The organism is Streptomyces sp. NPDC088124, assembly GCF_040685895.1.
In the GTDB taxonomy this organism is placed as follows: Bacteria; Actinomycetota; Actinomycetes; order Streptomycetales; family Streptomycetaceae; genus Streptomyces.
Genome location: NZ_JBFBJB010000083.1, coordinates 1 through 22,223, shown reverse-complemented (window position 1 = coordinate 22,223; position 22,223 = coordinate 1). Strand labels below are relative to the sequence as shown.

Sequence of the window (22,223 nt, the reverse complement as noted above, 5' to 3'; positions counted from 1 at the left end):
GCTTCCACGCCACAACAACCAACGCATCAGCGAGCGGAGTTGTCATGCCCGAAAGTGAAAGCACGCCCGTATCGACGACAACCGGCCCTATCCTCACAGGCGTACCGGACTGTCCGCCGCAGCTGCCCGAGTTGGGGGAGCCGTCACCCGGGAGCCTCGCATACAGCCTGACCCTCCCCGCCGGGCTGGCCGGCCCGGCCGTTGCGTGGGAGGTTGCCGAACTGGTCCTCGACGTGCACGAGATGGAGGGACTGATCGATCCCGCACTCGTCGTGGTGCGCGAACTGGTCGCGTACGCCTGTCGGTTCTCCGGGGATGGCGCCGACGTCCACCTGGCCCTGCGGCAGCGGGCCGACACGTTGCACATCAGTGTGTACGACACTCATGCGGTCCACCCGCTGCCCCGCCTCGCTGCCCTCTGTGAGGAGCGCCGCCGCGCCGCCCTCCCTCGTACACCTGACGTGGTGGCGGCCTACCGGGGCACCTGGGGCTTCCACGCCGCCCAGTGCCCGCGCGCAGGAACGTGGACCTGGGCAACCCTCGTGCACTCGCGCCGAAGCTGGGCCGCCTGACGGGCGGACGTTGATCTCTTAGGCGGAGGGAGGGGTCGACGGGGCCGGTGTGGTGGCGGACCAGAAGTCGGAGTGCACGGAGGGGGAGGGAACCTTCGAACCTTCGAAAGGCGTTCCGTTGGCTTCGGTTCTGGGCGGGGCAACCTCCGACTCGATGAAGCATGGAGTTGCCATAGAGAAGAAGAACTGACCCTTGGCACCCACCTTGACACTGATGCGGAAGTCTTCCGGTGTCCGGGCGAAAATGGCGGGGGTATCTTTGGAGGGGTTTGTGCCGGTGATCTCGTATCCCTTCTTCTTCCACAGCCGCTCCAACACACCGAGCAGGTTGCCCCGTCGCTCCTCGGACACGACGGTCATCACTGCGGCACGCCGGGTTGCCGCTCCCGTTGTCTTACCGTCGATGGTGTAGTCGCCACACCCGCTCTCCGTGGGCGCGTAATGCACCCAATTCAGCGGCGGCTGTACCGACGAGATGGTGTCCAGCAAGATTGCGTCGCCCTTCTCGGCCGCCTCCTGCAGACTGATCTTGCTCACCATGCGCTTTTCCTCCTTCTCGTCCCAGGGCGTTCCCGGGATGCTGCATCCGGCCACCAACATCACCAGAGTTGCGGCCAGCGAGAAGCGCAGTGCCTTCGTCATCGGTGCTCCTGCATCGTGAGACCGTCCGAGCCCGCGACGATCTTCGCGATGTTTTCGGCCGACTCAGGATCCTTCTCGGGATTGAAGTAGTTCGAGTGGGCCGGCGTCGCGCCCTCCCCGCCGAAGATTGGGAATGCGCCGTCGTCGACCTTGAAGCGCCTCGCGCCGAAGTCCTTGTGCGCCGGGTCCGTACCGAACCAGATCTGACTTTCGTCCTCCGACGACCTGAAGCCCGTGATGCCGCCGACCGCGCCGCCCGCCGCAGCACCGAACAGGCCGCCGACTGGTCCTCCCATGCCGAGTCCCAGCACCAGCCCGGCGGAGCCGCCGCCCGCCACGCCGGCGCCGAGTGCGCTCGACTCGGCCTTGCTCGGCATCATGGTCACCGGGTCGTGGTCTGCGGCGCCCACGTATACGTGCCCCTTGCCGACGCCGAGGTCTTTGGCCGAGTCCGCGCCGGTACCGGGGCTGCCGAGGAGGATGATGTCGTCTGCGCCCGGGATGCCGCCGTTCCGCTGTGCCGCCTGTCCCACGGTGAAGGAGCCGTACGAGTGGCCGATGGCGGTGATATGCGGGTCGGCATTCTGGTTCGTTGCCGAGATCCCTGCCATGAATCCGTTGTACGCGGTGGCCCCGGCCCTGGCGTCGTGTTCGAACATCACGCCCGCGTTGTCGGCCAGCTTCTCAGCAGGGAGCTGTGGTGCGTCGTAGCCGAGCCATACGATGGCCGCGCTCGACTCGTCGTACGTTGCTGCGCCGACAGCGGTGTCGCGCGCCCGTTGTACGTCGTTCTTCGCGAAGTCCTCGTCCAGCGCGGTACCCAGACCAGGAACGTACGCGGCGACATTCCTTGACGTGTCCGGGTTCCCGAAGGACACGATCGCGCGGCCGTTTCCCTCGTCGCCGATGCCCAGCAGGTACATCGGGGGGACTCCTGGCGCCGGGTCCTCCCGGAGCTGGCGGTCGATCGACTTCAGCCCCGCGAGCTGGCTCTGCGCCTTCTCGCCGGCCTGCCCCTCCAGTTCGCCGATCATCAACTGGAGGTTGTCACGGTTGGCGGCGTCCCGCGTCTCGGCCGGGATTCCGTCCAGGTTGCCGATCACATCCGGATAGACGACCCGGTACTCCTCCCGCTGTTCCTGCGTGAGACCGGCCCACCATGCCTTGCGCTCCGCAGGGGATTTGTCCTGCGGGATGCTGTCCTTCAGATAGTCGTCCGCCACGTCACGGACGGCCGCCGCGTCCGCCGCGGCGTCCGTCCAGATCTTCGTGTCCACCGTGAGGCCGGGAGCCGCCTTGAGTTTGGCCAGGGTCTCGCTGAAGCGTCTGTCGGTCTCCCGGGCCTCGTTGACCGCTTTCAGGATGCGGTCCGCGATGTCCTGGGCCCTGGCGTGGTTCGGGTTGGGCGGAGTCAGCGGAGGGGCTCCGGAGGTGGCGCCCAGTGCGGGGCCGTACGGGGTGCCCGCGGCGGAGCCCGTGGTGCTGCCGCCCGGGAGCGGCGTGCCGTCGGCGATATTCTCGCCTCCGGCCGGGTAACTCACCGAGCCGTCCGGATGCACGGTGAACTTGAGGGTGGCCGCCTCAGCCAAGGCGTTCCGCAGCTGTGTCTGCGATGCGCTCAGTTCGAAGGCGAGGCTGTTCAGCGTCGTACGGATCAGGCCGCACTCGGTGTAGAGATACTCGAAGTTCCGGTCGAGCTGCTTCAGTCGCCTCAGCGCCGCGCTCGCCGCCTCGCCCTTCTGTGACTCCGTGAGCCTGTTCGTCATCTCGTTGCTCACCCGGTCACGGGCGGCGTCCGCCCGGTTGCTCACCTCGGCCCAGCCGTCGGCGGCGTCCTGGAGCTCCGAGTACTTGAGGTCGCGCAACTGCTGCCATGTCAGCACGGGGGTCACTTCGCCCCCGCCTCGGCCGCTTTGCCGAGCCCCGTGAAGGAGGATTTCACCTTCACCTCGCGCTCCCCCTGGCTTTGCGCGACCAGCCGCAGCTTCGGGGCGAGGGAGCCGCACTCGTCCCGGACGGCCTTCAGCCGTTCCTCCCACGAGGTGAGCACCGAGGCGAGCGTGGCCATGCTGGCCAGCCCCTCGGTGCCGACGGCGGCATCCTCATGGGCGGCGGTGAGCCGGCTCTTCGCGGTGGTGATGCTGGTGTGTAACTCCTCGGCGACACCGGCGGCCTTGGTCCATGGGCCGTCGCGGTGACGCAGGTCCGGCTCTCCGCCGCTGTCTTCCACCGAAGCGGAGGCCAGTGACATCCGCGTTTCCGTCGAGCCGCCGCCACGGCCTGCCATGTCGTACAGCCGCTGCCACTCGCCCGAGTGCGGACTTGTCGCCATAACCGCGTCCCCCGTCTCCTGTTTCCCGCGCCACGCCCCCGTCTCCGGATCAAGGTATCGGGTGCGTATGCGGATGCACACGGAGCAGGGGCGCGGGGCGTGGCGGTCCTACGGAGCTGCCGGGAGGCCGGGGAAAGCTGTGGACGCCGCCCACGCCGTGAGTTCGCGCTGGGCCGCGGCGCGCAGTTCCGGTGTCGCCGGGCCTTCCGCGACCAGGGCGTAGTGGAGGGTGCCCGCGGTGTCCGAGGCGGGCGGGGCCGTGAGCAGGAGGCGTTGGGCGTTGGCGGTGCCCGGTTCCGTGGCCGTTGCCAGGGCGTGGTCGGCGCTCTGGCCCTGTGCCGTGTAGGCGGGCAGGCCGGTGGCCGTTCCCAGGTCGGAGACGACGGTGGAGGAGGGGGTGAAGCCGGCCGGCAGGTGGAGTTGGGTCGGGGCGCGCGTGGCGCCCTCGGAGCGCCACACCAGCACCCCGTACCGGCCCGTGCCCACCAGGCGCGCGGTGTTGGGCATGGTGTCGGGGATCCGGTTCCAGGACAGGGTCGTACCGCCGTCGCGGGAGCGGTCCTCGTACGTGAACGCGACCGTACGGCCGGCCACCGCACCCGGGTAGAGCCGGTCGAGCAGCCGGGTGTCCTGGCGCAGCACGGTCTTGCCGGAGGCGTCGAGCGCGACGGCGGACATGTCCTCGTCGTTCCACGCGTCGCCCTGGGTGAGGATCTTGTCGGGGTTGCCGTTCATCGCCTCGCGGTGGCGCCCGCTGTAGATGTCCCACTGCCACTGCGTTCCCGAGAGCACCGGCCCGGAACGGGCCGCTCCCGTCCACCAACTCGCGCCCGTCAGCCGGGAGTCGAGCGCCTGGTACAGCGCCTTGTTCACGCTGGGCGCCTTGTCGGCGGTGGTGCCGTTCAGCGGGTGGCCGAACTCGCTGACGATGCCGGTGGTGCCCAGCGCCGCCGAGCGGTCCCGGACGGTCGTGAAGTCGGTGGAGTACTGGCCGTCGTTCGCCTTCCCCCACATGAAGATGCCGGAGATTGCCTTCTGGTCGTAGAAGTGCGTGTTGAAGACGTAGCGCGCACCGGCGCCGCCCGCGTCGAGCAGGCCGCCCTCATGGCGCGCGAAGTCCAGATTGGCGTTCCAGAACATGTTGGGCTCCACGAAGACCGGCTTGTCGCGCCAGCCCGCCGCGTCCATGCGGGAGCGGAACTTCTCGTAGAACGGCCAGAGCACGTCCCGTTCCCAGGCGCGGCTGTTCTGGCCCGCCGCGTACTCGCCCGCGAACGGCTCGTTGTACGGGTCGAAGCCGACGATGCCCGCGAACTCGTCCGCGTCCAGATTCCGCGCGAGGTACGTCATCGTCTGCTGCGCCATGTCGAGGAACGCGGTCTGGACCGGGACGGCGGTGGTCCCCGTGCCCGTGCCCGTGGGGACGGAGAGGACCCGGTTGGTCCAGAAGTCCCGGGTCGCGCTCTTGACCGCCTGGTTCTGGGTGATGTTCTGGCCCCACAGGATGCAGATGCCGCAGGACTCACGCGGGTACCCGCCCGCCTCGACGGCCCACCGGGGCGCGCCGTCACCGGTGTACCAGCTGTCCTTGTCGAAGAGGTACCGGGAGTGGAGATCCTGGTGGAAGTCGGGGAACACCCGCAGCCCCGCGTCGAGGAGCGCCTTGATCTGCTCCGTGGCGCGGCGCAGGTAGGCGGTGTCGATCTTCCCCGGCTCGGGTTCGACGTACGCCCACGAGAGCAGGAACCGTACGGCGTTCCCTCCGGTCAGCGAGCGCAGGGCCGTGGCGGAGGTACGGGCGTCCGCCACGTCGGCGAAGGGCAGGCCGCCGTTCTCGTCCAGTTTGGTCTCGCCGGAGACGTTGAATCCGCGCAGGACGACCTCGCGGCCGTGCCCGTCGGTGAACCGGCCGCCGTTCACGGTGACTTCTGTGGCCGCCCGGTCGTCGAACCACAGCGCGGCCCGTGTGCTCTCGGCCTGAGCGCTCTCCGCCGCCGCGGTCGGCGGGCCGCCGAGTGCGACACCCGTCAGCAGCGCCAGGACCGCCGCCAGCAGGGCGCCTCCGCGTGCCGCACGAACGGCGCTGCGACGTGTGCTGCGAGGTGTGGTGCGACGTGCCGTGCGTGCTTCCGCCCCGGGGGTCGTCATGGACACAACAGTGGAGCAGCTACTGACGGGTAGTCAATAGCCTCGCCCGGGCGAAGGGGCGAAGGGGCGAAGGGGGGAAGGGGGGAAGGGCGAGGAGCAAGAAGCGAGGAGCGAGGGCCGCGGGTGCCGGACCGGAGCCGCCCCGGGTGGACGGTCAACATATGCTGATCCGCCGGGCGTTGCTCCTGCAACCGCGCCGTAAGCCAGCGAGGGAGACCGATGAGCCAGCCGCCGTACCCGCCCGCTCCCGACGGCTCGGGGGCTCCGCATGGCCCGCAGGGCCCGCATGGCCCGCAGGGCCCAGCGGGTCCGCCTGTGCAGCCGGGGCAGCCTGCGCAGCCGCCGGCCCAGCCCGGTCCCTACTCGGGTCCTCCCCAGCCGCAGGCGCCCCCGCAGGGCGCCCCCGTCGAGGGCAATCCCTACGCGCAGCCCGTCCAGCAGCCGGCCCCGCCCGCCTATGGCGGACACCAGGGGTACCCGGGCCACCAGGCGCCTCCGCCGCCGTACATACCCCCGTCGCCGCAGATGCCCCAGATGCCTCAGTCGTCGCAGCGGCCCGGGGGCCTTCGCAGGACCGCCCTGCTCGCCGGCGCCGTGGCGGCCGTCGTGCTGCTCGCCGGGGGCGGCATCTTCCTGGCGACGAGCGGGGATGACGGCGGCGGCGACGGCAAGGACGTGGCCGCGAGCGCCGGGCCCTCCGGCGCGGCTTCGGGTGACGCCTCGAAGGAGCCGGCCGGGGAGTCGGCCGACGAGTCGACCGGCGGGACAACGGAGGCCCCCGACGCGGAGCCCTCGGACGCCGAGCCCACCGGTACCGGCGTCGAGGGGATGTGGCGCTCCAGCTCGGGCAGCGGTGTTCTCGGCGTCCTGAAGGGCGAGGACATCGAGACCCTCCAGCCGGACAGCAAGATCTCGATGGTGTACGTCAAGGGCGGCATGGAGTGCAAGGGCGTGCGCACGGTGCAGGAGGCGGGCAAGAAGTACCGCTTCGCGCTCATCTGCTCCCGCGACGACGTCCGGGTGGAGTCCGAGGACCGCAGCGGTGACCTCACCTTCGGCGGCGGCAGCACCCTCAGCGTCGAGTGGACCTCCGGCGGTGAGGGCACCGAGACCTTCGACCGGTACGGGGACGCCCCATAGGCGCCCCGCCCCCGCCCCCGTACGCGTACGGGAAACCGAGGCCGTGGCGGGAATCGAACCCACGTAACTCGAGTTGCAGTCGAGCCCCTGAACCACTCGGGCACACGGCCATGCTCCATCTGCTGACGACCGTACGAGCGCGGGCGGCGCCGCTCAAGACTTTCGGGCGGCGTGCAATGTGACTGCCATACCGCGTTCACAGTCGTACGGAACGAAGGGGCGCGACCTGGTCGTACGACCAAGGGCCGAGCGAAGATCCATCCCGCGACAGGGCTCAACCCCTGCTACGCCCCTTACTCTGAAGCCATGACCGCACTGGAACCAGGCGACGCCGACATCGCCTCCGCCGCCTCCTCCGGCATATCCGGTCCCAGCGCCGCACCGGCCCCGGTCGCCGCCCCCGCCCCCGTTCGGGGGTGGCGCGGCGGTGTGCTCGGGCCGGAGCACCGGGCGCTCAGCATCTCCATCGTCGCCGTCGTGCTGCTGATCGCCTTCGAGGCGACCGCGGTCGGCACGGCGATGCCGGTCGCCGCGCGTGAGCTGGACGGGGTGTCGCTGTACGCCTTCGCCTTCTCCGCGTACTTCACGACCAGCCTGTTCGCGATGGTCCTCTCCGGTCAGTGGTCCGACCGCGACGGGCCGCTCGCGCCGCTCGTCACGGGCGTCGGTGCCTTCGCCGTCGGGCTGCTGCTCTCCGGCGCGGCCGGTTCCATGTGGGTGTTCATCCTGGGCCGGGCCGTGCAGGGGCTCGGCGGCGGGCTGGTCATCGTCGCGCTGTACGTGGTCATCAGCCGCGCCTACTCGGAACGGCTGCGGCCCGCGATGATGGCCGCGATCGCCGCGAGCTGGGTGGTCCCGTCGGTCGTCGGGCCGCTCGCCGCCGGGACCGTCACCGAACACCTGGGCTGGCGCTGGGTCTTCCTCGGCATCCCCGTCCTTGTCGTGCCGCCGCTGGTCCTCGCGGTGCCCGCGGTACGGCGGATGGCGTCGGGGGCCGCCGCGCAGCCATCCGGGGCGACCGGGAAGGCCGGGGTGTCCGGGAAGGCCGCGTCGTCCGGGAGCGCGGCCGTCTTCGACCGGCGCCGGATCCGGCTCGCGCTCGGGATCTCGCTGGGCGCGGCGCTCCTCCAGTACGCGGGCCAGGACCTGCGTCTCCTCTCGCTGCTGCCGGCCGCGGCGGGGCTGGCGTTCCTCGTGCCCGCCGTCCTCGGGCTGCTGCCGGGCGGGACCTGGCGGGCGGCGCGCGGGCTGCCGTCCGTCGTGCTGCTGCGCGGGGTCGCCTCCGGGGCCTTCATCGCGGCGGAGAGCTTCGTACCGCTCATGCTGGTCACCCAGCGCGGCCTGTCGCCGACGATGGCCGGGCTCTCGCTCGCGGTCGGCGGCGCGACCTGGGCGCTCGGCTCGTACGTACAGTCCCGGCCGCGCATGGAGCCGTACCGCGGGCGGCTGATGGCGGGCGGCATGGTGCTGGTGGCGCTGGCCATCGCGGCCGCGCCGAGCGTGCTGATCGACGCGGTGCCGGTGTGGGTCGTGGCGGTCGCCTGGGCCTTCGGCTGCCTGGGTATGGGCGCGGTGATCGCCTCCACGAGCGTGCTGCTGCTCCAGCTCTCGGCGCCGGAGGAGGCGGGCTCGAACTCGGCGGCGCTCCAGATCTCCGACGGCCTCTCCAACGTCCTGCTGCTGGCGGCGGGCGGCGCGGCGTTCGCGGCGCTCGGCGGCGGCGCGGTGGGCGCGGCGGGCCACGCCGCGACGGGCGCGGCGGCCACGGCGTCGCATCCGGCGGCGTTCGCGGCGGTGTTCCTGCCGATGGCGGTGGTGGCGCTGGTGGGCGTGTGGGTGGCTACGCGGGCCGGGGCGGGGGGCCGGGGCGCGGGGCGCTGAGTTGGTACCACTCTGGCCCCAGGGTGGTGGTACCGTTTTGGTATGGCTATGAACCTGCGTCTCCGTGACGATCAGACCGAGGCCCTGAAGCAGCGTGCCGAGCAGGAGGGGACCAGCATGCACGCCATACTCCTCCAGGCCGTGGACGACTATCTGGCCCGCACCGCGCATGAGGCGATGGTCAGGAAGACCGCCAAGGAACAGGCCGCCAAGTGGAGCGAGCTCATGGAGCGGCTCAAGTGATCTGCGTCTATCTCTCCGCCGAGGACGTTCTGGCCATCGCGGACCACGCCTGCGACGACATGCAGGTCGTGGTCCGAGATGCCGGACTCCTGGAGTCGGCCGTGCACCGCCCGTCAGCCGCGATGTTCGGCCAGGAGGCGTATCCGGATGTGATCGAAAAGGCCGCCGCGCTGTTGCAGTCCCTGACCATCAATCATCCGCTGTTCGACGGCAACAAGCGGACGGCGTGGCTGTCCTGCGTCACGTTCCTGGCCCTGAACGAGGTGCATCTGCGCCCCGACATCGACGCGGCCGAGCGACTCGTCATCGCCGTGGCCACCGGACGGATGGACGAGATCAAGGCCATCGCGGACGGCCTGCGGGAGCTGGTCGTCCCGCCGGTGTGACAGGTGTCGCACTCGGTCCGGTCACGGCCTCGTTCGTACGAGGACCGGGTCACCCCGCCGGTAGGGTGGCCCGGTTGTCGTACCCAAGAGGTCCGCGAGACCTCATAGCCCGTGCGCCCGCCGACGTCCACGCGTCCGGCCGGGTGCTCACGTAACCCCACGTCCGAGCGTCCGAACCGGAGACCGTGACTACTACCGCCGCCTCCCACCACCTCTCGCCCGCCTTCCCCGGCCGTGCGCCCTGGGGCACCGCCAACAAGCTGCGTGCCTGGCAGGAAGGCGCCCTCAGCCGATACATAGAGGAGCAGCCCCGTGACTTCCTCGCCGTCGCCACCCCCGGCGCCGGCAAGACGACCTTCGCGCTGACGCTCGCCTCCTGGCTGCTGCACCACCACGTCGTGCAGCAGATCACCGTCGTGGCGCCCACCGAGCACCTCAAGAAGCAGTGGGCCGAGGCCGCCGCGCGGGTGGGGATCAAGCTCGACCCCGAGTACAGCGCGGGACCGGTGAGCAAGGAGTACGACGGCGTCGCCATCACGTACGCGGGCGTCGGGGTCCGGCCCATGCTCCACCGCAACCGGTGCGAGCAGCGCAAGACCCTCGTCATCCTCGACGAGATCCACCACGCGGGCGACTCCAAGTCCTGGGGCGAGGCGTGCCTGGAGGCGTTCGAGCCGGCGACCCGGCGGCTCGCGCTGACGGGCACCCCGTTCCGGTCCGACACCAACCCGATCCCCTTCGTCGCGTACGAGGAGGGCAACGACGGCATCCGCCGTTCCGCCGCCGACTACACGTACGGATACGGGAACGCGCTCGGCGACGGCGTCGTCCGGCCGGTGATCTTCCTCAGCTACAGCGGCAACATGCGCTGGCGGACCAAGGCCGGCGACGAGGTCGCCGCGCGCCTCGGCGAGCCGATGACCAAGGACGCGATCTCGCAGGCGTGGCGCACCGCGCTCGACCCGCGCGGCGAGTGGATGCCGAGCGTCCTGCGCGCCGCCGACCGGCGCCTCACCGAGGTGCGCAAGGGCATCCCGGACGCCGGCGGGCTGGTCATCGCGAGCGACCAGGAGGCGGCGCGCGCGTACGCCAAGCTCATCCGCGAGATCACCGGGACGAAGGCGACGCTCGTCCTCTCCGACGACGTCGGCGCGTCGAAGCGGATCGATGACTTCTCGGGGAGCGACGAGCGGTGGATGGTCGCCGTCCGCATGGTGTCGGAGGGCGTCGACGTGCCGCGCCTCGCCGTCGGCGTGTACGCGACGACCATCTCGACCCCGCTCTTCTTCGCGCAGGCCGTGGGCCGTTTCGTACGGTCCCGGCGGCGCGGCGAGACGGCTTCCGTCTTCCTGCCGACCATCCCCACCCTCCTCGGTATCGCCAACGAGATGGAGGTCGAGCGCGACCACGTCCTCGACAAGCCGAAGAAGGAGGGGGAGGAGGACCCCTACGCCGAGTCCGAGAAGGAGATGGCGGAGGCGGAGCGCGAGCAGGATGAGGACACCGGCGAGCAGGACATGCTGCCGTGGGAGGCGCTGGAGTCCGACGCCGTCTTCGACCGGGTGCTGTACGACGGCGCCGAGTTCGGCATGCAGGCGCACCCCGGCAGCGAGGAGGAGCAGGACTACCTCGGTATCCCGGGGCTCCTCGAACCCGACCAGGTGCAGCTGCTGCTACAGAAGCGGCAGGCCCGGCAGATCGCGCACAGCCGCAAGAAGCCGGACGCCGAGGCCGACCTGCTGGAACTGCCCGCGGAGCGGCGCCCCGTCGTCTCCCACAAGGAACTGCTGGAGCTGCGCAAGAAGCTCAACACCATGGTCGGCGCGTACGTCCACCAGAGCGGCAAGCCGCACGGGGTCGTCCACACGGAGCTGCGCCGGGTGTGCGGCGGCCCGCCGAGCGCGGAAGCCACGGCGGGACAGCTCAGGGAGCGCATCTCCAAGGTGGGGGAGTGGGCCACCCGGATGCGCTGACGGCGCCCGGGCGAGAGGCCGACGTCGAGGTGTGGACGTCGGCCGAGGTGTGGACGTCGTAGAGGTATGAGCCAGGTGCCGTGATCGTTGTAACGGTTGATGTACAGCGTGGCCGCTGTCCGGGAGCCCCGGCAGCGGCCACGTCGCCGTTCCGGGCCCTTTCCGGATCCTCGGTGATCACTCCAGTGATCACATATGGGCACACGACGTCACCACGTGGTCGGACATTTGGTGTCAATGCGCGTTGACTTACCACTCATGCCCGGATTCTGGACGAGGGCTTCCGCTGAGCGGTACCGATGGTTACTGTCCCCGCAATGTGAACGCTCCGTGGCAACTCCGCCGCGTAGCGCAGCCGGTGGTGCCATGCCCCGCCGGTGGCCTCTCCGCGCCACGCCGGGACGGGACCCGGTACGGCACCAGCTCCAGGGCAGGGAGAGCGCCGTCGTCACACCTCCCCGCGGTCTCGGCTTCGCCCGGCCAGGGGAGAACCCATCCGGACTCGCTCCGACTCACACCGAAGGAGAGGGCGTCGTGACCGCGGAGACCTCCCAGACGCTCGACCGGGGACTGCGTGTCCTCAAGCTGCTCGCCGACACCGACCACGGGCTGACCGTCACCGAGCTGTCCACCCGGCTCGGCGTCAACCGGACTGTCGTCTACCGGTTGCTCGCCACCCTCGAACAGCACACGCTCGTCCGCCGTGACCTCGGCGGCCGGGCCAGGGTGGGCCTCGGGGTGCTGCGCCTGGGCCGTCAGGTGCATCCGCTGGTACGGGAGGCCGCGCTGCCCGCGCTGCGCGCGCTCGCCGAGGACATCGGCGCGACGGCGCACCTGACGCTCGTCGACGGCGCGGAGGCGCTGGCGGTCGCCGTCGTGGAGCCGACCTGGACCGACTACCACGTGGCCTACCGGGCCGGATTCCGTCATCCGCTGGACCGGGGCGCGGCCGGCAAGGCGATTCTCGCCGCCCGCCAGGGCGCCCTCACCGAGCCGAGCTGCACGCTCACCAGCGGGGAGCTGGAGGCGGGCGCGAGCGGGGCCGCGGCGGCGCTGATCGGGGTGACCGGGATAGAGGGGAGCGTGGGCGTGGTGATGCTCGCGGACGCCGTACCGGAACGGGTCGGTCCGCGCGTGGTCGACGCGGCCCGCGAGGTGGCGGACGCCCTGCGCTGATCGGTGCGGAGAGTCTGCGGACGGCCTGAGCTGACCGGTGCGGACGGCCTGCGGAGGACGGCGCGGACGGTCGGCCGGGGCGGCGCGGACGCCTGGGCGGGGGCGGGGGTGCGCGGCAGATAGATTGAACACCGTGTTCTCTCGCCTCCCGCGGTTCTCTCGCCTTTCGCGCCCCAGCGTCCTCATCGTCTGCGCCCTCCCGGTCGTCGCCCTCTTCGTCGTCGTCGGCGTCGCACCGCTGCCGTACGCCGTGGCGCAGCCCGGGATGACCGCGGACGTCCTCGGCGCGAACAAGGACCGGCCGGTCATCACCATCAGCGGCGCGCCCGTACGGAAGACCGAGGGGCAGTTGCGGATGACGACGATCGAGGCGACCGGGCCGTCCACGGACGTCGACTTCGGCGATGTGGTCGAGGGCTGGTTCCGTACGGACCGGGCGGTGCTGCCGCGCGAGGCGGTCTATCCGTCGGGCCAGTCCGACCGGCAGGTCAGGAAGCACAACACCCAGGACATGATCGAGTCGCAGAACTCCGCGACGACGGCCGCCCTCGGCCTGCTCGGCGAGGACCCGGCGAAGGTCGACGTCGGCCTCCACCTCGCCGACGTGGGCGGACCCAGCGCCGGGCTGCTCTTCGCGCTCGGCATCGTCGACAAGCTCGACGGCGACGGCGCGGGCGGCGACCTGACCGGGGGCCGCACCATCGCCGGTACGGGGACGATCACCGACGACGGCAAGGTCGGCCCGGTCGGCGGGGTGGCCCTGAAGACCCAGGCGGCGGGGCGCGACGGGGCGACCGTCTTCCTCGTACCGAAGGCGGAGTGCGCGGACGCGCAGGCGGAGCTGCCGAAGGGGATGCTGCTGGTGCCGGTCACCACGCTGAAGGGCGCGGTGACCTCGCTCACGGCGCTGGAGCAGGGGCGGACGGACCGGGTCCCGAGCTGCTGACGTCCCTGACCTCCTGGCCCGGTTTCGCGGTGCGCTCCATGGACCGCCAGGCCGGGAAGACCAGCGGGCTCAGCGTCGCCAGCAGATAGACCCCGCCGACCACCAGCAGCGCGCTGCCCAGCCCCGCGCGCTCGACCAGCAGCCCCGCGGCCAGCCCGCCGAGCGGCATCGTCAGTTCGACCCCCGCGGTGGTCACACTGGACACCCGGCTGCGCAGCGCGTCCGGCACCCGCTCGTAGATCACGGTGGTGAGGATCGGGTTGAGCACGCCCGCCGCAAAGCCGCCAGCGGCCATCGTCACGGCCAGCGGTACGGTCCCGTCCGTCAGCGCCGCCACCACGAACCGCGGCGCCCCGCAGAGCAGGAAGGCCCCCGCGAAGACGGCACGGCGCGGGAAGCGCTCCCCGTACGCCCCGTACAGCAGGGCACCCAGCAGCGCGGAGCCGCCGAACACGGCGGTGAGCAGCCCGAGATCGGCCGAGCCGCCCAGCTCGTCGCGGGCGTGGACCGGCAGCAGGACCGAACTCCAGCCCTGGTCCAGGCCGTTGGTGATCATCACCATCAGCGTGATGCCCATGAGCAGCCGGGTACGGGCCAGGAAGGCGTACCCCTCGCGGAGTTCGGTGCGGTACGTGGCGAGCGAGACCGGGGCGAGGCGCTGTGGCTCCGCCGAGCGGACTCCGCGCAGCCCGGCGGCGATCAGCGCCGCGGACGCCGCGAAGGTCACGGCGTCCAGCAGCAGCACCGTCTCGGCGCCCACCACCGCGATCAGTACGCCGGCCAGCGCGGCACCGATCATCCGAGCGCCGCGCGAGGCCGCGTCGTACAGGCTCGCGGCGCGCGGCAGGGTGGTGCCGGCGCGCTCGGCGAGGTCGGGGAGCAGGACGTACCGGGCGGTGAGCCCCGGGGTGTGGACGAGCCCGCTGAGCGCCATCAGCGCGCAGAGCATCCAGAACTCCAGCGCCCCCGCCCGGTGCAGCAGCGGGATCGCGGCCATGGCGAGACCGCAGACCAGATCGGAGACGACGGAGACCCGCCGCCGCCCGAGCCGGTCGATGACCGGGCCGCCGACGATGGCGGAGACGACGACCGGCAGCGTCGCGCAGAAGGCCACGATCCCGGCGTCGGACGCGCTGCCGGTGGTCTGGAGAACGAACCAGGGCACCCCGATCAGGGTCAGCGAACTCCCCGCTATGGAGATGGTGTTGGCGGCGAGGGTGGCGACGAAGGGCCACCGGTCGCGGGGGCTCCGGCTGGAGCGCTCGGGCCCGCTCACGCGAGGTGCGTTCTCGTGCGCGCCACCGGGCGGTTGACGAGGCGCAGCCCCAACTCGACCAGCGACCAGCCCAGTCGGGTACGGAGGTTCGTGCGAATACGGAGCTGTCTGCGGGGCCGGTGGGGCCCGGCCGCCTCCCGGCGCAGTTCGGCGGCGCGCAGGTGGTGCAGTGTGAGATGGACATCGGCGTGCATGGTGGTTCCCCCCTGAGATCTGCTTCGGTCGGCCGGTCCGTTCCGGCCCGCGTCAGCTTCCCGACCCGCGGCGCGGGAAGGAGTGCAGATGGACGCGGACCTGCGGGGCGTCCTCGGCGGCGGGCCCCATCCGGCGGTAGCGCTCGGCGACCGCGTGGATCTCCTCATTCATCTCGGTGAGCTGCTGCGGCGTCAGCCGCAGGGTGAAGTCGCTCATGTCGGCCGCCTGCGACCACTCCAGCGGCCAGTCGCCCGCCGTGCCCAGCCAGGTGGTGAGTTCCTGGGTATGGATGGTGGCCACCTCGTGCAGGAACAAGTCCACCGCGCCCCGTACCTCGGGATCGGTGTTCGCGTGCAGGGCTTCGGTGAAGCGGACCCCGTCCTGCGCGGCCTTCCACCACCGCTCGCGGCCCTTGCCGCGCGTCGGGTCGTCCTCGACGAAGCCGTACTCGGCGAGCTGGCGCAGGTGATAACTCGTGGCGCCGCTCGACTCGTCCAGCCGGGCGGCGAGTTGTGAGGCGGTGGCGGGGCCGTGATGGCGGAGCGCGGCCAGCAGGCGCATGCGCAGCGGATGGGCCAGGCCACGGAGCGACCGGGCGTCCAGGGTGCGTACGTTGTGCTGCGGCGGCTGCGCCTCTTCGGGCGTCTCGGGTGTGGGTTCGAAGTCGGGCATGGTGCCACCGTAGCCATGCAAAGACTCCGTTGCAACGCTTTCTTTGCAACGGAGTCTTTGGATCCTGCTTCCCCTAGCTCAGTCGTCCCGCGCCGCCTGTTCCACCAGCGGGATGATCCGCAGCGGCACCGGGTTCTCCATGACGATCGCGGTGGCGGCCCGCACGATCCCCTCGAAGCCGACCACCAGGTCGATCACCCGCTGGAGATCGGCGTTCGAGCGGGCGACCAGGCGGCAGAGCATGTCCCCCTCGCCGGTGGTGGTGTGCAGCTCCAGCACCTCGGGGACGCCCGCCAGGTGGGCCCGTACATCTGTCCCCTGCCCCTGCTTGATCTCCAACGTGGCGAAGGCCGTGACCGGGTATCCGAGCGCCGCCGGATCCACCGCAGGGCCGAACCCCCTGATGACCCCGTTCGACTGCAGCCGGTCGAGCCGCGCCTGTACGGTCCCGCGCGCCACGCCGAGCCGGCGTGACGCCTCCAGCACCCCGATCCTGGGCTCCTGCGCCAGCAGCACGATCAGCCTGCCGTCCAGCCCGTCGATACCCACAGTCACTCTCCCTCCTCCAGTGTGGTCATCCTGTACGAATCGCCCCGCCATTCTCGTTATTCGCTGTACAGAATGCCCAGCCAAAACCAGAACTGTTGCGCACCTTGCGAACCGGCCTGACGCTGGAGCCATGGCTGACACCTCGACGCACAGCACCCTCGGCACCCCGGGCACCACCACGGGTGCCGCCCCCGACACCGCGCGCGAGGCCGATCCCTTCCCGGTCAGGGGAATGGACGCGGTCGTCTTCGCCGTCGGCAACGCCAAGCAGGCCGCGCACTACTACTCCACGGCCTTCGGCATGAAGCTCGTCGCCTACGCGGGCCCGGAGAACGGCAGCCGGGAGACCGCGAGTTACGTCCTGACGAACGGCGCCGCACGCTTCGTCTTCACGTCCGTCATCAAGCCGTCCACCGACCGGGGACGCTTCCTCGCCGTCCATGTCGCCGAGCACGGCGACGGGGTCGTGGACCTCGCGATCGAGGTCCCGGACGCGCGGGCCGCGTACGCCTACGCCACCGAGCACGGCGCCCACGGCCTCCAGGAGCCGTACGAGGTGAAGGACGCGCACGGCACCGTCGTCCTGGCCGCGATCGCCACGTACGGCAAGACCCGCCACACCCTGGTCGAGCGCTCCGGTTACGACGGCCCCTACCTGCCCGGGTTCGAGGCCGCGGACCCGATCGTCGCACCCCCGACCCGGCGCACGTTCCAAGCGATCGACCACTGCGTGGGCAATGTCGAACTCGGCCGGATGAACGAGTGGGTCGGCTTCTACAACAAGGTCATGGGCTTCACCAACATGAAGGAGTTCGTCGGCGACGACATCGCCACCGAGTACTCCGCGCTCATGTCGAAGGTCGTCGCGGACGGCACCCTCAAGGTGAAGTTCCCGATCAACGAGCCCGCGGTCGCCAAGAAGAAGTCGCAGATCGACGAGTACCTGGAGTTCTACGGCGGGGCCGGCGTCCAGCACATCGCGCTCGCCACGAACGACATCGTCGCCTCCGTGCGGGCGATGCGGGCCGCGGGTGTGCAGTTCCTGGACACCCCTGACTCGTACTACGACACCCTCGGCGAGTGGGCGGGGGAGACCCGGGTGCCCGTCGACACCCTGCGCGAGCTGAAGATCCTGGTCGACCGCGACGAGGACGGCTATCTGCTCCAGATCTTCACCAAGCCGGTGCAGGACCGGCCGACCGTCTTCTTCGAGATGATCGAGCGGCACGGTTCGATGGGCTTCGGGAAGGGCAACTTCAAGGCGCTCTTCGAGGCGATCGAGCGCGAGCAGGAACGGCGCGGCAACCTCTGACGCACTGGCCTCTGTATGTACGGGAGCGGGTGGCCCCGGCCCTCTCGGCCGGGGCCACCCGCTCCGCCGCACGGGCGGCGCTCGTCGCCGGTTCCGATGCCGTCATCAGCGTGCCCCGAGGCGACGAGGCCCACGACGAGGCCCACTCGGGGTGCGCAGGTCACACGGCCCAGGACTCCGCCGGATCGTCCAGCCACGCCCTCTGCCCCTCCGGGGTGACGGTGAGACCGAACCGGGTGTGGTCCGGCGCACCACGGTTGACCCACCACCGGAAGGCCGTCTCCACTTCGTCCCAGAGCCGCCGCGGCCCTGACTGCCAGACGCGCGCCTCCTTCTCGCCCTCGCGGAACATCACGCACGCCCAGGAACGGTCATGCAGCCCGTAGAACCACACCGGTCGCGCGCCGTCACGCCGGTCGGCAACGGCCTGGGCGCAGTCCCGTACGCGAAGCCCGAGAGCGAACGGCACAGCGGTGTACCGACCGGTGACGAACTCCGCTTCCGTAACAGCCGTAGTGGACGTGTCGGCGCTGCCCATCCCATCCGCCGGGACATACGCACCGTGCTCAATGGGAGTCAGCCGCTGGGCGCGCATCTTCATGAACTCCACGGGACGCGCGAAGTGCCCGGACGCCACTCCGCCCCTCACGACCAGGCGCGCCACGGCATCCGCGTTGGAGTAGTACGTACCCCACGGCGCGACGATGAGGCCGCCGGGACGGGTCTGCTCGATCCACGCCCCGGGAATGTCCCGAAGGCCGACAGTGGCCAGGATGCGGTCGTACGGCGCGGCATCGGTGCAGCCGTCGATCCCGTCGCCCGTGACGACCTCCGGGTACAGTCCGGCGGCGCTGAGCCGTTCGCGAGCCTGCCGTGAAACGGAGCGGTCGACCTCAACGGTGGTGACGCGCCCGTGTCGGCAATGGTGGAACAGTGCTCCGGCCGTCTCGCCCGTACCCGTGCCGACGTCCAGTACCCGCATGTCCTCCTCCACGGCCAGGGCCTGAAGCATCGCGTACACGACCGAAGGCATGGACGAAGAGCTGGTGGACACCCGTCCGGGCGCCCTGCCCGTATGGGCGCCGTCGTCCCACTGCGTAACGATGGGGACGTTGCTGTCGGCCGCCGAGTACCACGCGTCCGGGTCGGCGCCCTGGTCCACCGTGACGCTCGTACCGGCTTTCATGTCGAACGGCCACATCAGATCCGGCAGGAAGGCGGCACGATCCACGGCCGCGAACGTCGGAACCCAGTCCGACGTCATCGAGTGCGTCTCCAAGAGGAACCGCCCCAGCTCCTGCCGGCCGGGGCGGTCCGCCTGCACAGAGTTGAACGTCACTTGCGGTGTGCCCCGTCGCCGGGCGGAGTGTCACCGTCAGGGGACGGGGGATCCTGCGGTGGCGTCCAAGGGGTGCCCGGGTGCCCGTCGCCCCCGTCTCCTCCATCTCCGCCGTGCCCACCGTCAGCAGCAGTGACAGCAGTGACTACCTGTAAGCCACGCATCCGCTCTCTCCTTCCATCGGCCACATGGTGCTCTGCGCTTGCCGACCCGATCCGGCCACCGACTCCGCATCCCCCGCTTGCCACGACCGGTTCTCGTCATCGACAACAACCAGGAAACCGCATGGCGTTGGAGACCTCCACGGCATCCATGCGGCAGTCTTGACGCATAGGTGACGCCCGGGGTGCACCACCTGGGTAGGACGGCCTGAGGCGTGAAGGGAGGCCGGCGTGGGCGTTGCGGAGCGACGGAAAGTCTCCTCTGGCCCGCGGCGATGGCCGGGTGACCGAGTTGGGGGCCGAGATCGACGCACTGAGCACCACGCGAGGAGAGGGGTAGGCATGTCAGGGACCGAGGGCGCGCGACTGTTCCGGGAAACGTGGATCGCCGGCGTACGCGAGCATTTCCCCGGCGAGCCGAAGCCCGGCTACGTGACCCCCTGGGAGGACACACCGGAGTGGGAACGCCAGGCTGCGACTGCCGTGTACGAGCAGGTGCGACAGTTCCTCGAAACGAGTGACGGCCACGCGTCGAGACTGACGCGCGAGCAGAAGGGCCGTTTCGTCGCCACATGCTGGACAGCTCAGATGTTCAAGCACTTCGAAGACCCGAAGCCTGGCTACGTCGCTGACTGGCCCGACCTGCCGGACTGGCAGAAGGAAACCGACTCGGACATCTTCGAGGCGATCGCGAAGTCCCTCAGCTGACAGTCCAACATCACAACGTGCGAGCGTCCCCCGACTCGCCTCGGGGGATGCTCGGTCATTACCCGGACGCTGTGCGTTGCCGGAGACTGGCGTTCTTAGAACTCCTGACGGAAAGCCCTCTCGGCTCCTTCTTGATCCACGTGTCTCGGTCCGGCGGCATACGCCAGCGGGGGCGCGATTGCTTGAGCATCGACTCCCTCGCCGACCCAAAGCCCTATGAAGAGCGCGGCGGTCGCCTCCAGGAGTCCCGCTCGTTCGAGACCACCGCCGGCCACGGGTTCGCAGCCGGCATCCCGCACCAACTGGTGTGCAAGTGCGAGGGCCGTCCCGTCGTCTCCGCAGATCGGAACGGCCAGCAGGCGGCCATCGAAGATGGGCGGCGACATGCGCCACACGTCCTCGTGGCAGAGATTGAACGCCTTGATCACATGAGCTCCCGGTGCCGTCGCAGCCAGTTGCTGTGCGGCTGAGAGGCCGCTCTGTGTCAGCAGCCGGAAGCCCGGACCAACCGGATTGGAACAGTCGATCAGCGCCCTGCCGTCCAGGGCCGCCCGCAGTTCCCGCGCCACGCTCGCCCCTGCGCCGAAGGGCAGCGCGGCCAGCACCACCTGACCGAACTCGGCCGCCGCACGCAGACTGGCAGGCTTCGCGTTGCCCCCGAGGCGCGTCGCGAGCCGCTCCGCCTTGCGTATGTCCCGTCCTCCGATGGCCACGTCGTGCCCGGCCCGGACCCAGTGGGTGGCGAGCGCGTCCGCCATGTTGCCCGTTCCCAGTACGCCGATTCTCATCACGCATTTCCTCCCAGAACCTGCTCGGACCGTTCGCAACGACGCTAGAGGGCCTGTCGGGCACCATTTGGTACGTGACGACCGACGCTTTCCTCGCCGACTGCCGTGCCCGCCTCGCCTTCGACCTCCTCTCCAACACCTGGAACGCCGTGGTGCTCTGGGCACTGCGCGACGGTCCCAGGCGTCCGGTCGAACTGCGCCGGCTGATCGGAGCGATCAGCTCCAAGGTCCTCACCGAGACGCTGCGGCGCCTGCAGTCCAACGGACTCGTGGACCGGCAGGCACACCCCGGAGCGCCGCCGCGCGTTGAGTACCAACTCACTGCCCTGGGACGGACTTTGCTGGCGCCCATCGACGCTGTCGGAGCATGGGCCTTTGAGCATGGCGATCAGGTCATGGCCGCTCAGGAAGCCGGATGCACCGCCGACCTCCAGTCCTCCTCGGAGTGAGCGCTGACGTCTTTAGCGGATGAGTACGCATCCGAGGGTGAGGAAGGCTTCGTGGATGTCGTCGCGGGGCTCCCAGGAATCCGCCTCGCACCTACCCGTGGGCGGCGGCGCTCCGTGCCTCGGCGGCCAAGGCCCGGACCCGGTCCGGCGGCAGTGCGGCGGGATGGCGTACGGGCGCGGGCGCGCCCCGGCAGGCGCCGCACTCCCCGTCGGCCATCACCTCCGGCCGTCCCGGTGCCCGGCAGGTGCGGCACTCGACCATGGCCGCCGTCACCCGGCCCGGGGCGACCGGCGTATCGGCCGGTTCGGGTGGCAGCTTGGCGGTGAGCCGGGAGCGTACAAGCCCGGCGGGGTGATGTACGGGCATCGCAGTCCGTCGGTGAGGGCGCGCAGTACGTCCTCCTCAACGGACCCGCGTACGAACCACTCGGTGGCCAGCGGTTCGAGCGCCGCGCAGTCGGCGGCGGACAGCGACAGCGCGGGACATCGCCGCCCGACCGAGGCGAGCAGGAGATATCCCCGAGACCGCACCGCCCGCGCACCGGGCGCGGGGGCCGGGGCCGAAATCGGCGCGGGAGCCGGGACGCTCGCCGCCCCCGTACTCGCCGCCCCCGTATCCGGCTCACCCGTATCCGACTCGCCCGCATCGGCAGGCGCACCCCAGGCGTCATCACTTCGGGCGGTGCGGGAGAACCACGTACGGGTGACCCATCGCCCGCCACTCGCTCCCACCATGAACTCGCGCCGCCGGAGGAGATGTCCGGCCCGCTCAAGGAAGTTGAGGGCCGTCCGAAGGGGCCCTTGCATGATCGAGATCTGTCCGGATTCATCCGGTGAGGCCGAGGGCGGTCAGGGATCTGCGAGAGTCGTGGACGGTGTAGCGGAGGGCGGCGGCGATGTTGGTGCGACCGTCCTGACGGTGGACGCCGATGGCAAGGTTGCGCAGGCCGGCCATGACGCGTGGGAGGCGACCGACATGGATCTTGGAGTCGTCCTCGCGGAAAGTGCGGTCGCGGACGTGGTGCAGGAGATTTTCAATCTTCCAGTGCCCTCTGATCCAGGCCGCGAGCTGGGGGCCGGTCGCTGTGCCGGGCGGCAGGCCGGTGATCAGGTAGACGCGCTCGATGGTGAGCCTGCCGCTGGTGAAGTCCTTTCTCCAGCGCACGACTTGTAGGGCCTGGCGTGCGTCGGGGTAGTCGAGGTGAGCGAAGGCGACGGTCTTTGGACCGCTTGGGGTGGTACGGGCGGCCAGGAAGGCTCCGATTGCCTGGTCGAGGGCGTCACTGTCCAACTGGACGAGGAGACGGCGCAGGGTATGGGGGTGCGGGACGGACA

General features: G+C 70.5%; 22 protein-coding genes, 1 tRNA gene and 1 pseudogene. 11 read left to right on the top strand and 13 right to left on the bottom strand.

The genetic code is table 11. The features are described from left to right. The first annotated feature begins 44 nt into the window (after positions 1–44). Entirely contained in the window at positions 45–572 is a 528-nt protein-coding gene (locus AB0P17_RS39855) for an ATP-binding protein (RefSeq protein WP_365819378.1), read from the top strand. 18 nt (positions 573–590) lie between these two features. Here AB0P17_RS39855 and AB0P17_RS39850 read toward each other — a convergent pair whose 3' ends face one another. The 4 genes from AB0P17_RS39850 to AB0P17_RS39835 all read right to left on the bottom strand — a co-directional run bounded on the left by AB0P17_RS39850 (position 591) and on the right by AB0P17_RS39835 (position 5,694). Continuing rightward, entirely contained in the window at positions 591–1,214 is a 624-nt protein-coding gene (locus AB0P17_RS39850; protein WP_365819376.1) for a hypothetical protein, read from the bottom strand. Beyond that, on the bottom strand, positions 1,211–3,106 hold the full coding sequence (locus AB0P17_RS39845; RefSeq protein ID WP_365819374.1) for an alpha/beta hydrolase: 1,896 nt from the start codon (positions 3,104–3,106) through the stop codon (positions 1,211–1,213). Before AB0P17_RS39845 ends, AB0P17_RS39850 begins: the two co-directional genes overlap by 4 nt. Further along, positions 3,103–3,546 (bottom strand): hypothetical protein, encoded by a 444-nt coding sequence (locus AB0P17_RS39840; RefSeq protein WP_365819372.1) that lies wholly within the window; start codon positions 3,544–3,546, stop codon positions 3,103–3,105. Before AB0P17_RS39840 ends, AB0P17_RS39845 begins: the two co-directional genes overlap by 4 nt. A 108-nt stretch (positions 3,547–3,654) precedes the next feature. After that, positions 3,655–5,694, bottom strand: a complete 2,040-nt coding sequence (locus AB0P17_RS39835) for a cellulase family glycosylhydrolase (RefSeq protein WP_365819370.1) — start codon at positions 5,692–5,694, stop codon at positions 3,655–3,657. Positions 5,695–6,228: 534 nt separating this feature from the next. Here AB0P17_RS39835 and AB0P17_RS39830 point away from each other — a divergent pair. Continuing rightward, complete coding sequence (locus AB0P17_RS39830; RefSeq protein ID WP_365819368.1) at positions 6,229–6,834, top strand: hypothetical protein; 606 nt, start codon at positions 6,229–6,231, stop codon at positions 6,832–6,834. Between the two features lie 38 nt (positions 6,835–6,872). On the opposite strand, the gene AB0P17_RS39825 is transcribed toward AB0P17_RS39830, so the two are convergent. After that, positions 6,873–6,944: transfer RNA gene (locus AB0P17_RS39825), tRNA-Cys, on the bottom strand. 196 nt (positions 6,945–7,140) lie between these two features. On the opposite strand from AB0P17_RS39825, the gene AB0P17_RS39820 reads away from it, so the two are divergent. The 6 genes from AB0P17_RS39820 to AB0P17_RS39795 all read left to right on the top strand — a co-directional run bounded on the left by AB0P17_RS39820 (position 7,141) and on the right by AB0P17_RS39795 (position 13,439). After that, positions 7,141–8,715 carry an MFS transporter gene (locus AB0P17_RS39820; RefSeq protein WP_365819366.1) on the top strand — a complete coding sequence of 525 codons (1,575 nt, stop codon included), beginning with the start codon at positions 7,141–7,143 and terminating at the stop codon, positions 8,713–8,715. A 42-nt stretch (positions 8,716–8,757) separates the two neighbouring features. Beyond that, positions 8,758–8,958, top strand: a complete 201-nt coding sequence (locus AB0P17_RS39815) for a ribbon-helix-helix protein, CopG family (protein WP_365819364.1) — start codon at positions 8,758–8,760, stop codon at positions 8,956–8,958. After that, the gene (locus AB0P17_RS39810) at positions 8,955–9,344 is read left to right on the top strand and encodes a type II toxin-antitoxin system death-on-curing family toxin (protein WP_365819362.1); all 390 of its coding nucleotides are present in this window, start codon (positions 8,955–8,957) and stop codon (positions 9,342–9,344) included. Before AB0P17_RS39815 ends, AB0P17_RS39810 begins: the two co-directional genes overlap by 4 nt. Before the next feature lie 185 nt (positions 9,345–9,529). Next, positions 9,530–11,317: a DEAD/DEAH box helicase gene (locus AB0P17_RS39805; RefSeq protein ID WP_365819360.1), complete on the top strand. Its 1,788-nt coding sequence runs from the start codon at positions 9,530–9,532 to the stop codon at positions 11,315–11,317. A gap of 534 nt (positions 11,318–11,851) precedes the next feature. After that, complete coding sequence (locus tag AB0P17_RS39800) at positions 11,852–12,493, top strand: helix-turn-helix domain-containing protein (RefSeq protein WP_365819357.1); 642 nt, start codon at positions 11,852–11,854, stop codon at positions 12,491–12,493. Positions 12,494–12,626: 133 nt separating this feature from the next. Beyond that, positions 12,627–13,439: a S16 family serine protease gene (locus AB0P17_RS39795; RefSeq protein WP_365819355.1), complete on the top strand. Its 813-nt coding sequence runs from the start codon at positions 12,627–12,629 to the stop codon at positions 13,437–13,439. Here the strand turns inward: AB0P17_RS39795 and AB0P17_RS39790 are convergent. The 4 genes from AB0P17_RS39790 to AB0P17_RS39775 all read right to left on the bottom strand — a co-directional run bounded on the left by AB0P17_RS39790 (position 13,393) and on the right by AB0P17_RS39775 (position 16,131). Further along, positions 13,393–14,715 carry an MFS transporter gene (locus AB0P17_RS39790; RefSeq protein ID WP_365819353.1) on the bottom strand — a complete coding sequence of 441 codons (1,323 nt, stop codon included), beginning with the start codon at positions 14,713–14,715 and terminating at the stop codon, positions 13,393–13,395. The two genes, AB0P17_RS39795 and AB0P17_RS39790, sit on opposite strands and share 47 nt — an antisense overlap. Beyond that, entirely contained in the window at positions 14,712–14,909 is a 198-nt protein-coding gene (locus AB0P17_RS39785) for a hypothetical protein (RefSeq protein WP_365819351.1), read from the bottom strand. The genes AB0P17_RS39790 and AB0P17_RS39785 overlap by 4 nt, the downstream gene beginning before the upstream one ends. A 52-nt stretch (positions 14,910–14,961) precedes the next feature. Further along, positions 14,962–15,582, bottom strand: coding sequence for a helix-turn-helix domain-containing protein (locus tag AB0P17_RS39780; protein ID WP_365819349.1), 621 nt, complete (start codon positions 15,580–15,582; stop codon positions 14,962–14,964). A gap of 78 nt (positions 15,583–15,660) precedes the next feature. Then, a complete protein-coding gene (locus AB0P17_RS39775; RefSeq protein WP_365819401.1) occupies positions 15,661–16,131 on the bottom strand; it encodes an Lrp/AsnC family transcriptional regulator in 471 nt (156 codons plus the stop codon). Positions 16,132–16,363: 232 nt separating this feature from the next. Between AB0P17_RS39775 and hppD the strand changes: the two genes are divergently transcribed. Beyond that, positions 16,364–17,443, top strand: coding sequence for a 4-hydroxyphenylpyruvate dioxygenase (gene hppD / locus AB0P17_RS39770; protein ID WP_365819399.1), 1,080 nt, complete (start codon positions 16,364–16,366; stop codon positions 17,441–17,443). 160 nt (positions 17,444–17,603) lie between these two features. On the opposite strand, the gene AB0P17_RS39765 is transcribed toward hppD, so the two are convergent. Then, complete coding sequence (locus AB0P17_RS39765) at positions 17,604–18,782, bottom strand: methyltransferase domain-containing protein (protein WP_365819346.1); 1,179 nt, start codon at positions 18,780–18,782, stop codon at positions 17,604–17,606. 503 nt (positions 18,783–19,285) lie between these two features. Between AB0P17_RS39765 and AB0P17_RS39760 the strand changes: the two genes are divergently transcribed. Further along, positions 19,286–19,651: a hypothetical protein gene (locus AB0P17_RS39760; RefSeq protein WP_365819344.1), complete on the top strand. Its 366-nt coding sequence runs from the start codon at positions 19,286–19,288 to the stop codon at positions 19,649–19,651. A 95-nt stretch (positions 19,652–19,746) separates the two neighbouring features. Here the strand turns inward: AB0P17_RS39760 and AB0P17_RS39755 are convergent, their stop codons facing one another. Next, on the bottom strand, positions 19,747–20,439 hold the full coding sequence (locus AB0P17_RS39755; protein ID WP_365819342.1) for an NAD(P)-binding domain-containing protein: 693 nt from the start codon (positions 20,437–20,439) through the stop codon (positions 19,747–19,749). 74 nt (positions 20,440–20,513) lie between these two features. Here AB0P17_RS39755 and AB0P17_RS39750 point away from each other — a divergent pair, with 74 nt between their 5' ends. Further along, positions 20,514–20,888 (top strand): helix-turn-helix domain-containing protein, encoded by a 375-nt coding sequence (locus AB0P17_RS39750; protein ID WP_365819340.1) that lies wholly within the window; start codon positions 20,514–20,516, stop codon positions 20,886–20,888. A gap of 91 nt (positions 20,889–20,979) precedes the next feature. Here the strand turns inward: AB0P17_RS39750 and AB0P17_RS39745 are convergent, their stop codons facing one another. Then, entirely contained in the window at positions 20,980–21,255 is a 276-nt protein-coding gene (locus AB0P17_RS39745; RefSeq protein ID WP_365819338.1) for a hypothetical protein, read from the bottom strand. A gap of 459 nt (positions 21,256–21,714) precedes the next feature. Then, positions 21,715–22,223, bottom strand: a pseudogene (locus AB0P17_RS39740) (hypothetical protein); the annotation flags it as partial.

What these genes read in the sequence shown, in the direction of transcription:
- AB0P17_RS39855 (WP_365819378.1), top strand. Translation starts at nt 45, where the DNA reads ATGCCCGAAAGTGAAAGCACGCCCGTATCGACGACAACCGGCCCTATC.
- AB0P17_RS39850 (WP_365819376.1), bottom strand. Translation starts at nt 1,214, where the DNA reads ATGACGAAGGCACTGCGCTTCTCGCTGGCCGCAACTCTGGTGATGTTG.
- AB0P17_RS39840 (WP_365819372.1), bottom strand. Translation starts at nt 3,546, where the DNA reads ATGGCGACAAGTCCGCACTCGGGCGAGTGGCAGCGGCTGTACGACATG.
- AB0P17_RS39835 (WP_365819370.1), bottom strand. Translation starts at nt 5,694, where the DNA reads ATGACGACCCCCGGGGCGGAAGCACGCACGGCACGTCGCACCACACCT.
- AB0P17_RS39830 (WP_365819368.1), top strand. Translation starts at nt 6,229, where the DNA reads ATGCCTCAGTCGTCGCAGCGGCCCGGGGGCCTTCGCAGGACCGCCCTG.
- AB0P17_RS39820 (WP_365819366.1), top strand. Translation starts at nt 7,141, where the DNA reads ATGACCGCACTGGAACCAGGCGACGCCGACATCGCCTCCGCCGCCTCC.
- AB0P17_RS39815 (WP_365819364.1), top strand. Translation starts at nt 8,758, where the DNA reads ATGGCTATGAACCTGCGTCTCCGTGACGATCAGACCGAGGCCCTGAAG.
- AB0P17_RS39785 (WP_365819351.1), bottom strand. Translation starts at nt 14,909, where the DNA reads ATGCACGCCGATGTCCATCTCACACTGCACCACCTGCGCGCCGCCGAA.
- AB0P17_RS39780 (WP_365819349.1), bottom strand. Translation starts at nt 15,582, where the DNA reads ATGCCCGACTTCGAACCCACACCCGAGACGCCCGAAGAGGCGCAGCCG.
- hppD (WP_365819399.1), top strand. Translation starts at nt 16,364, where the DNA reads ATGGACGCGGTCGTCTTCGCCGTCGGCAACGCCAAGCAGGCCGCGCAC.
- AB0P17_RS39760 (WP_365819344.1), top strand. Translation starts at nt 19,286, where the DNA reads ATGTCAGGGACCGAGGGCGCGCGACTGTTCCGGGAAACGTGGATCGCC.
- AB0P17_RS39755 (WP_365819342.1), bottom strand. Translation starts at nt 20,439, where the DNA reads ATGAGAATCGGCGTACTGGGAACGGGCAACATGGCGGACGCGCTCGCC.
- AB0P17_RS39745 (WP_365819338.1), bottom strand. Translation starts at nt 21,255, where the DNA reads ATGCCCGTACATCACCCCGCCGGGCTTGTACGCTCCCGGCTCACCGCC.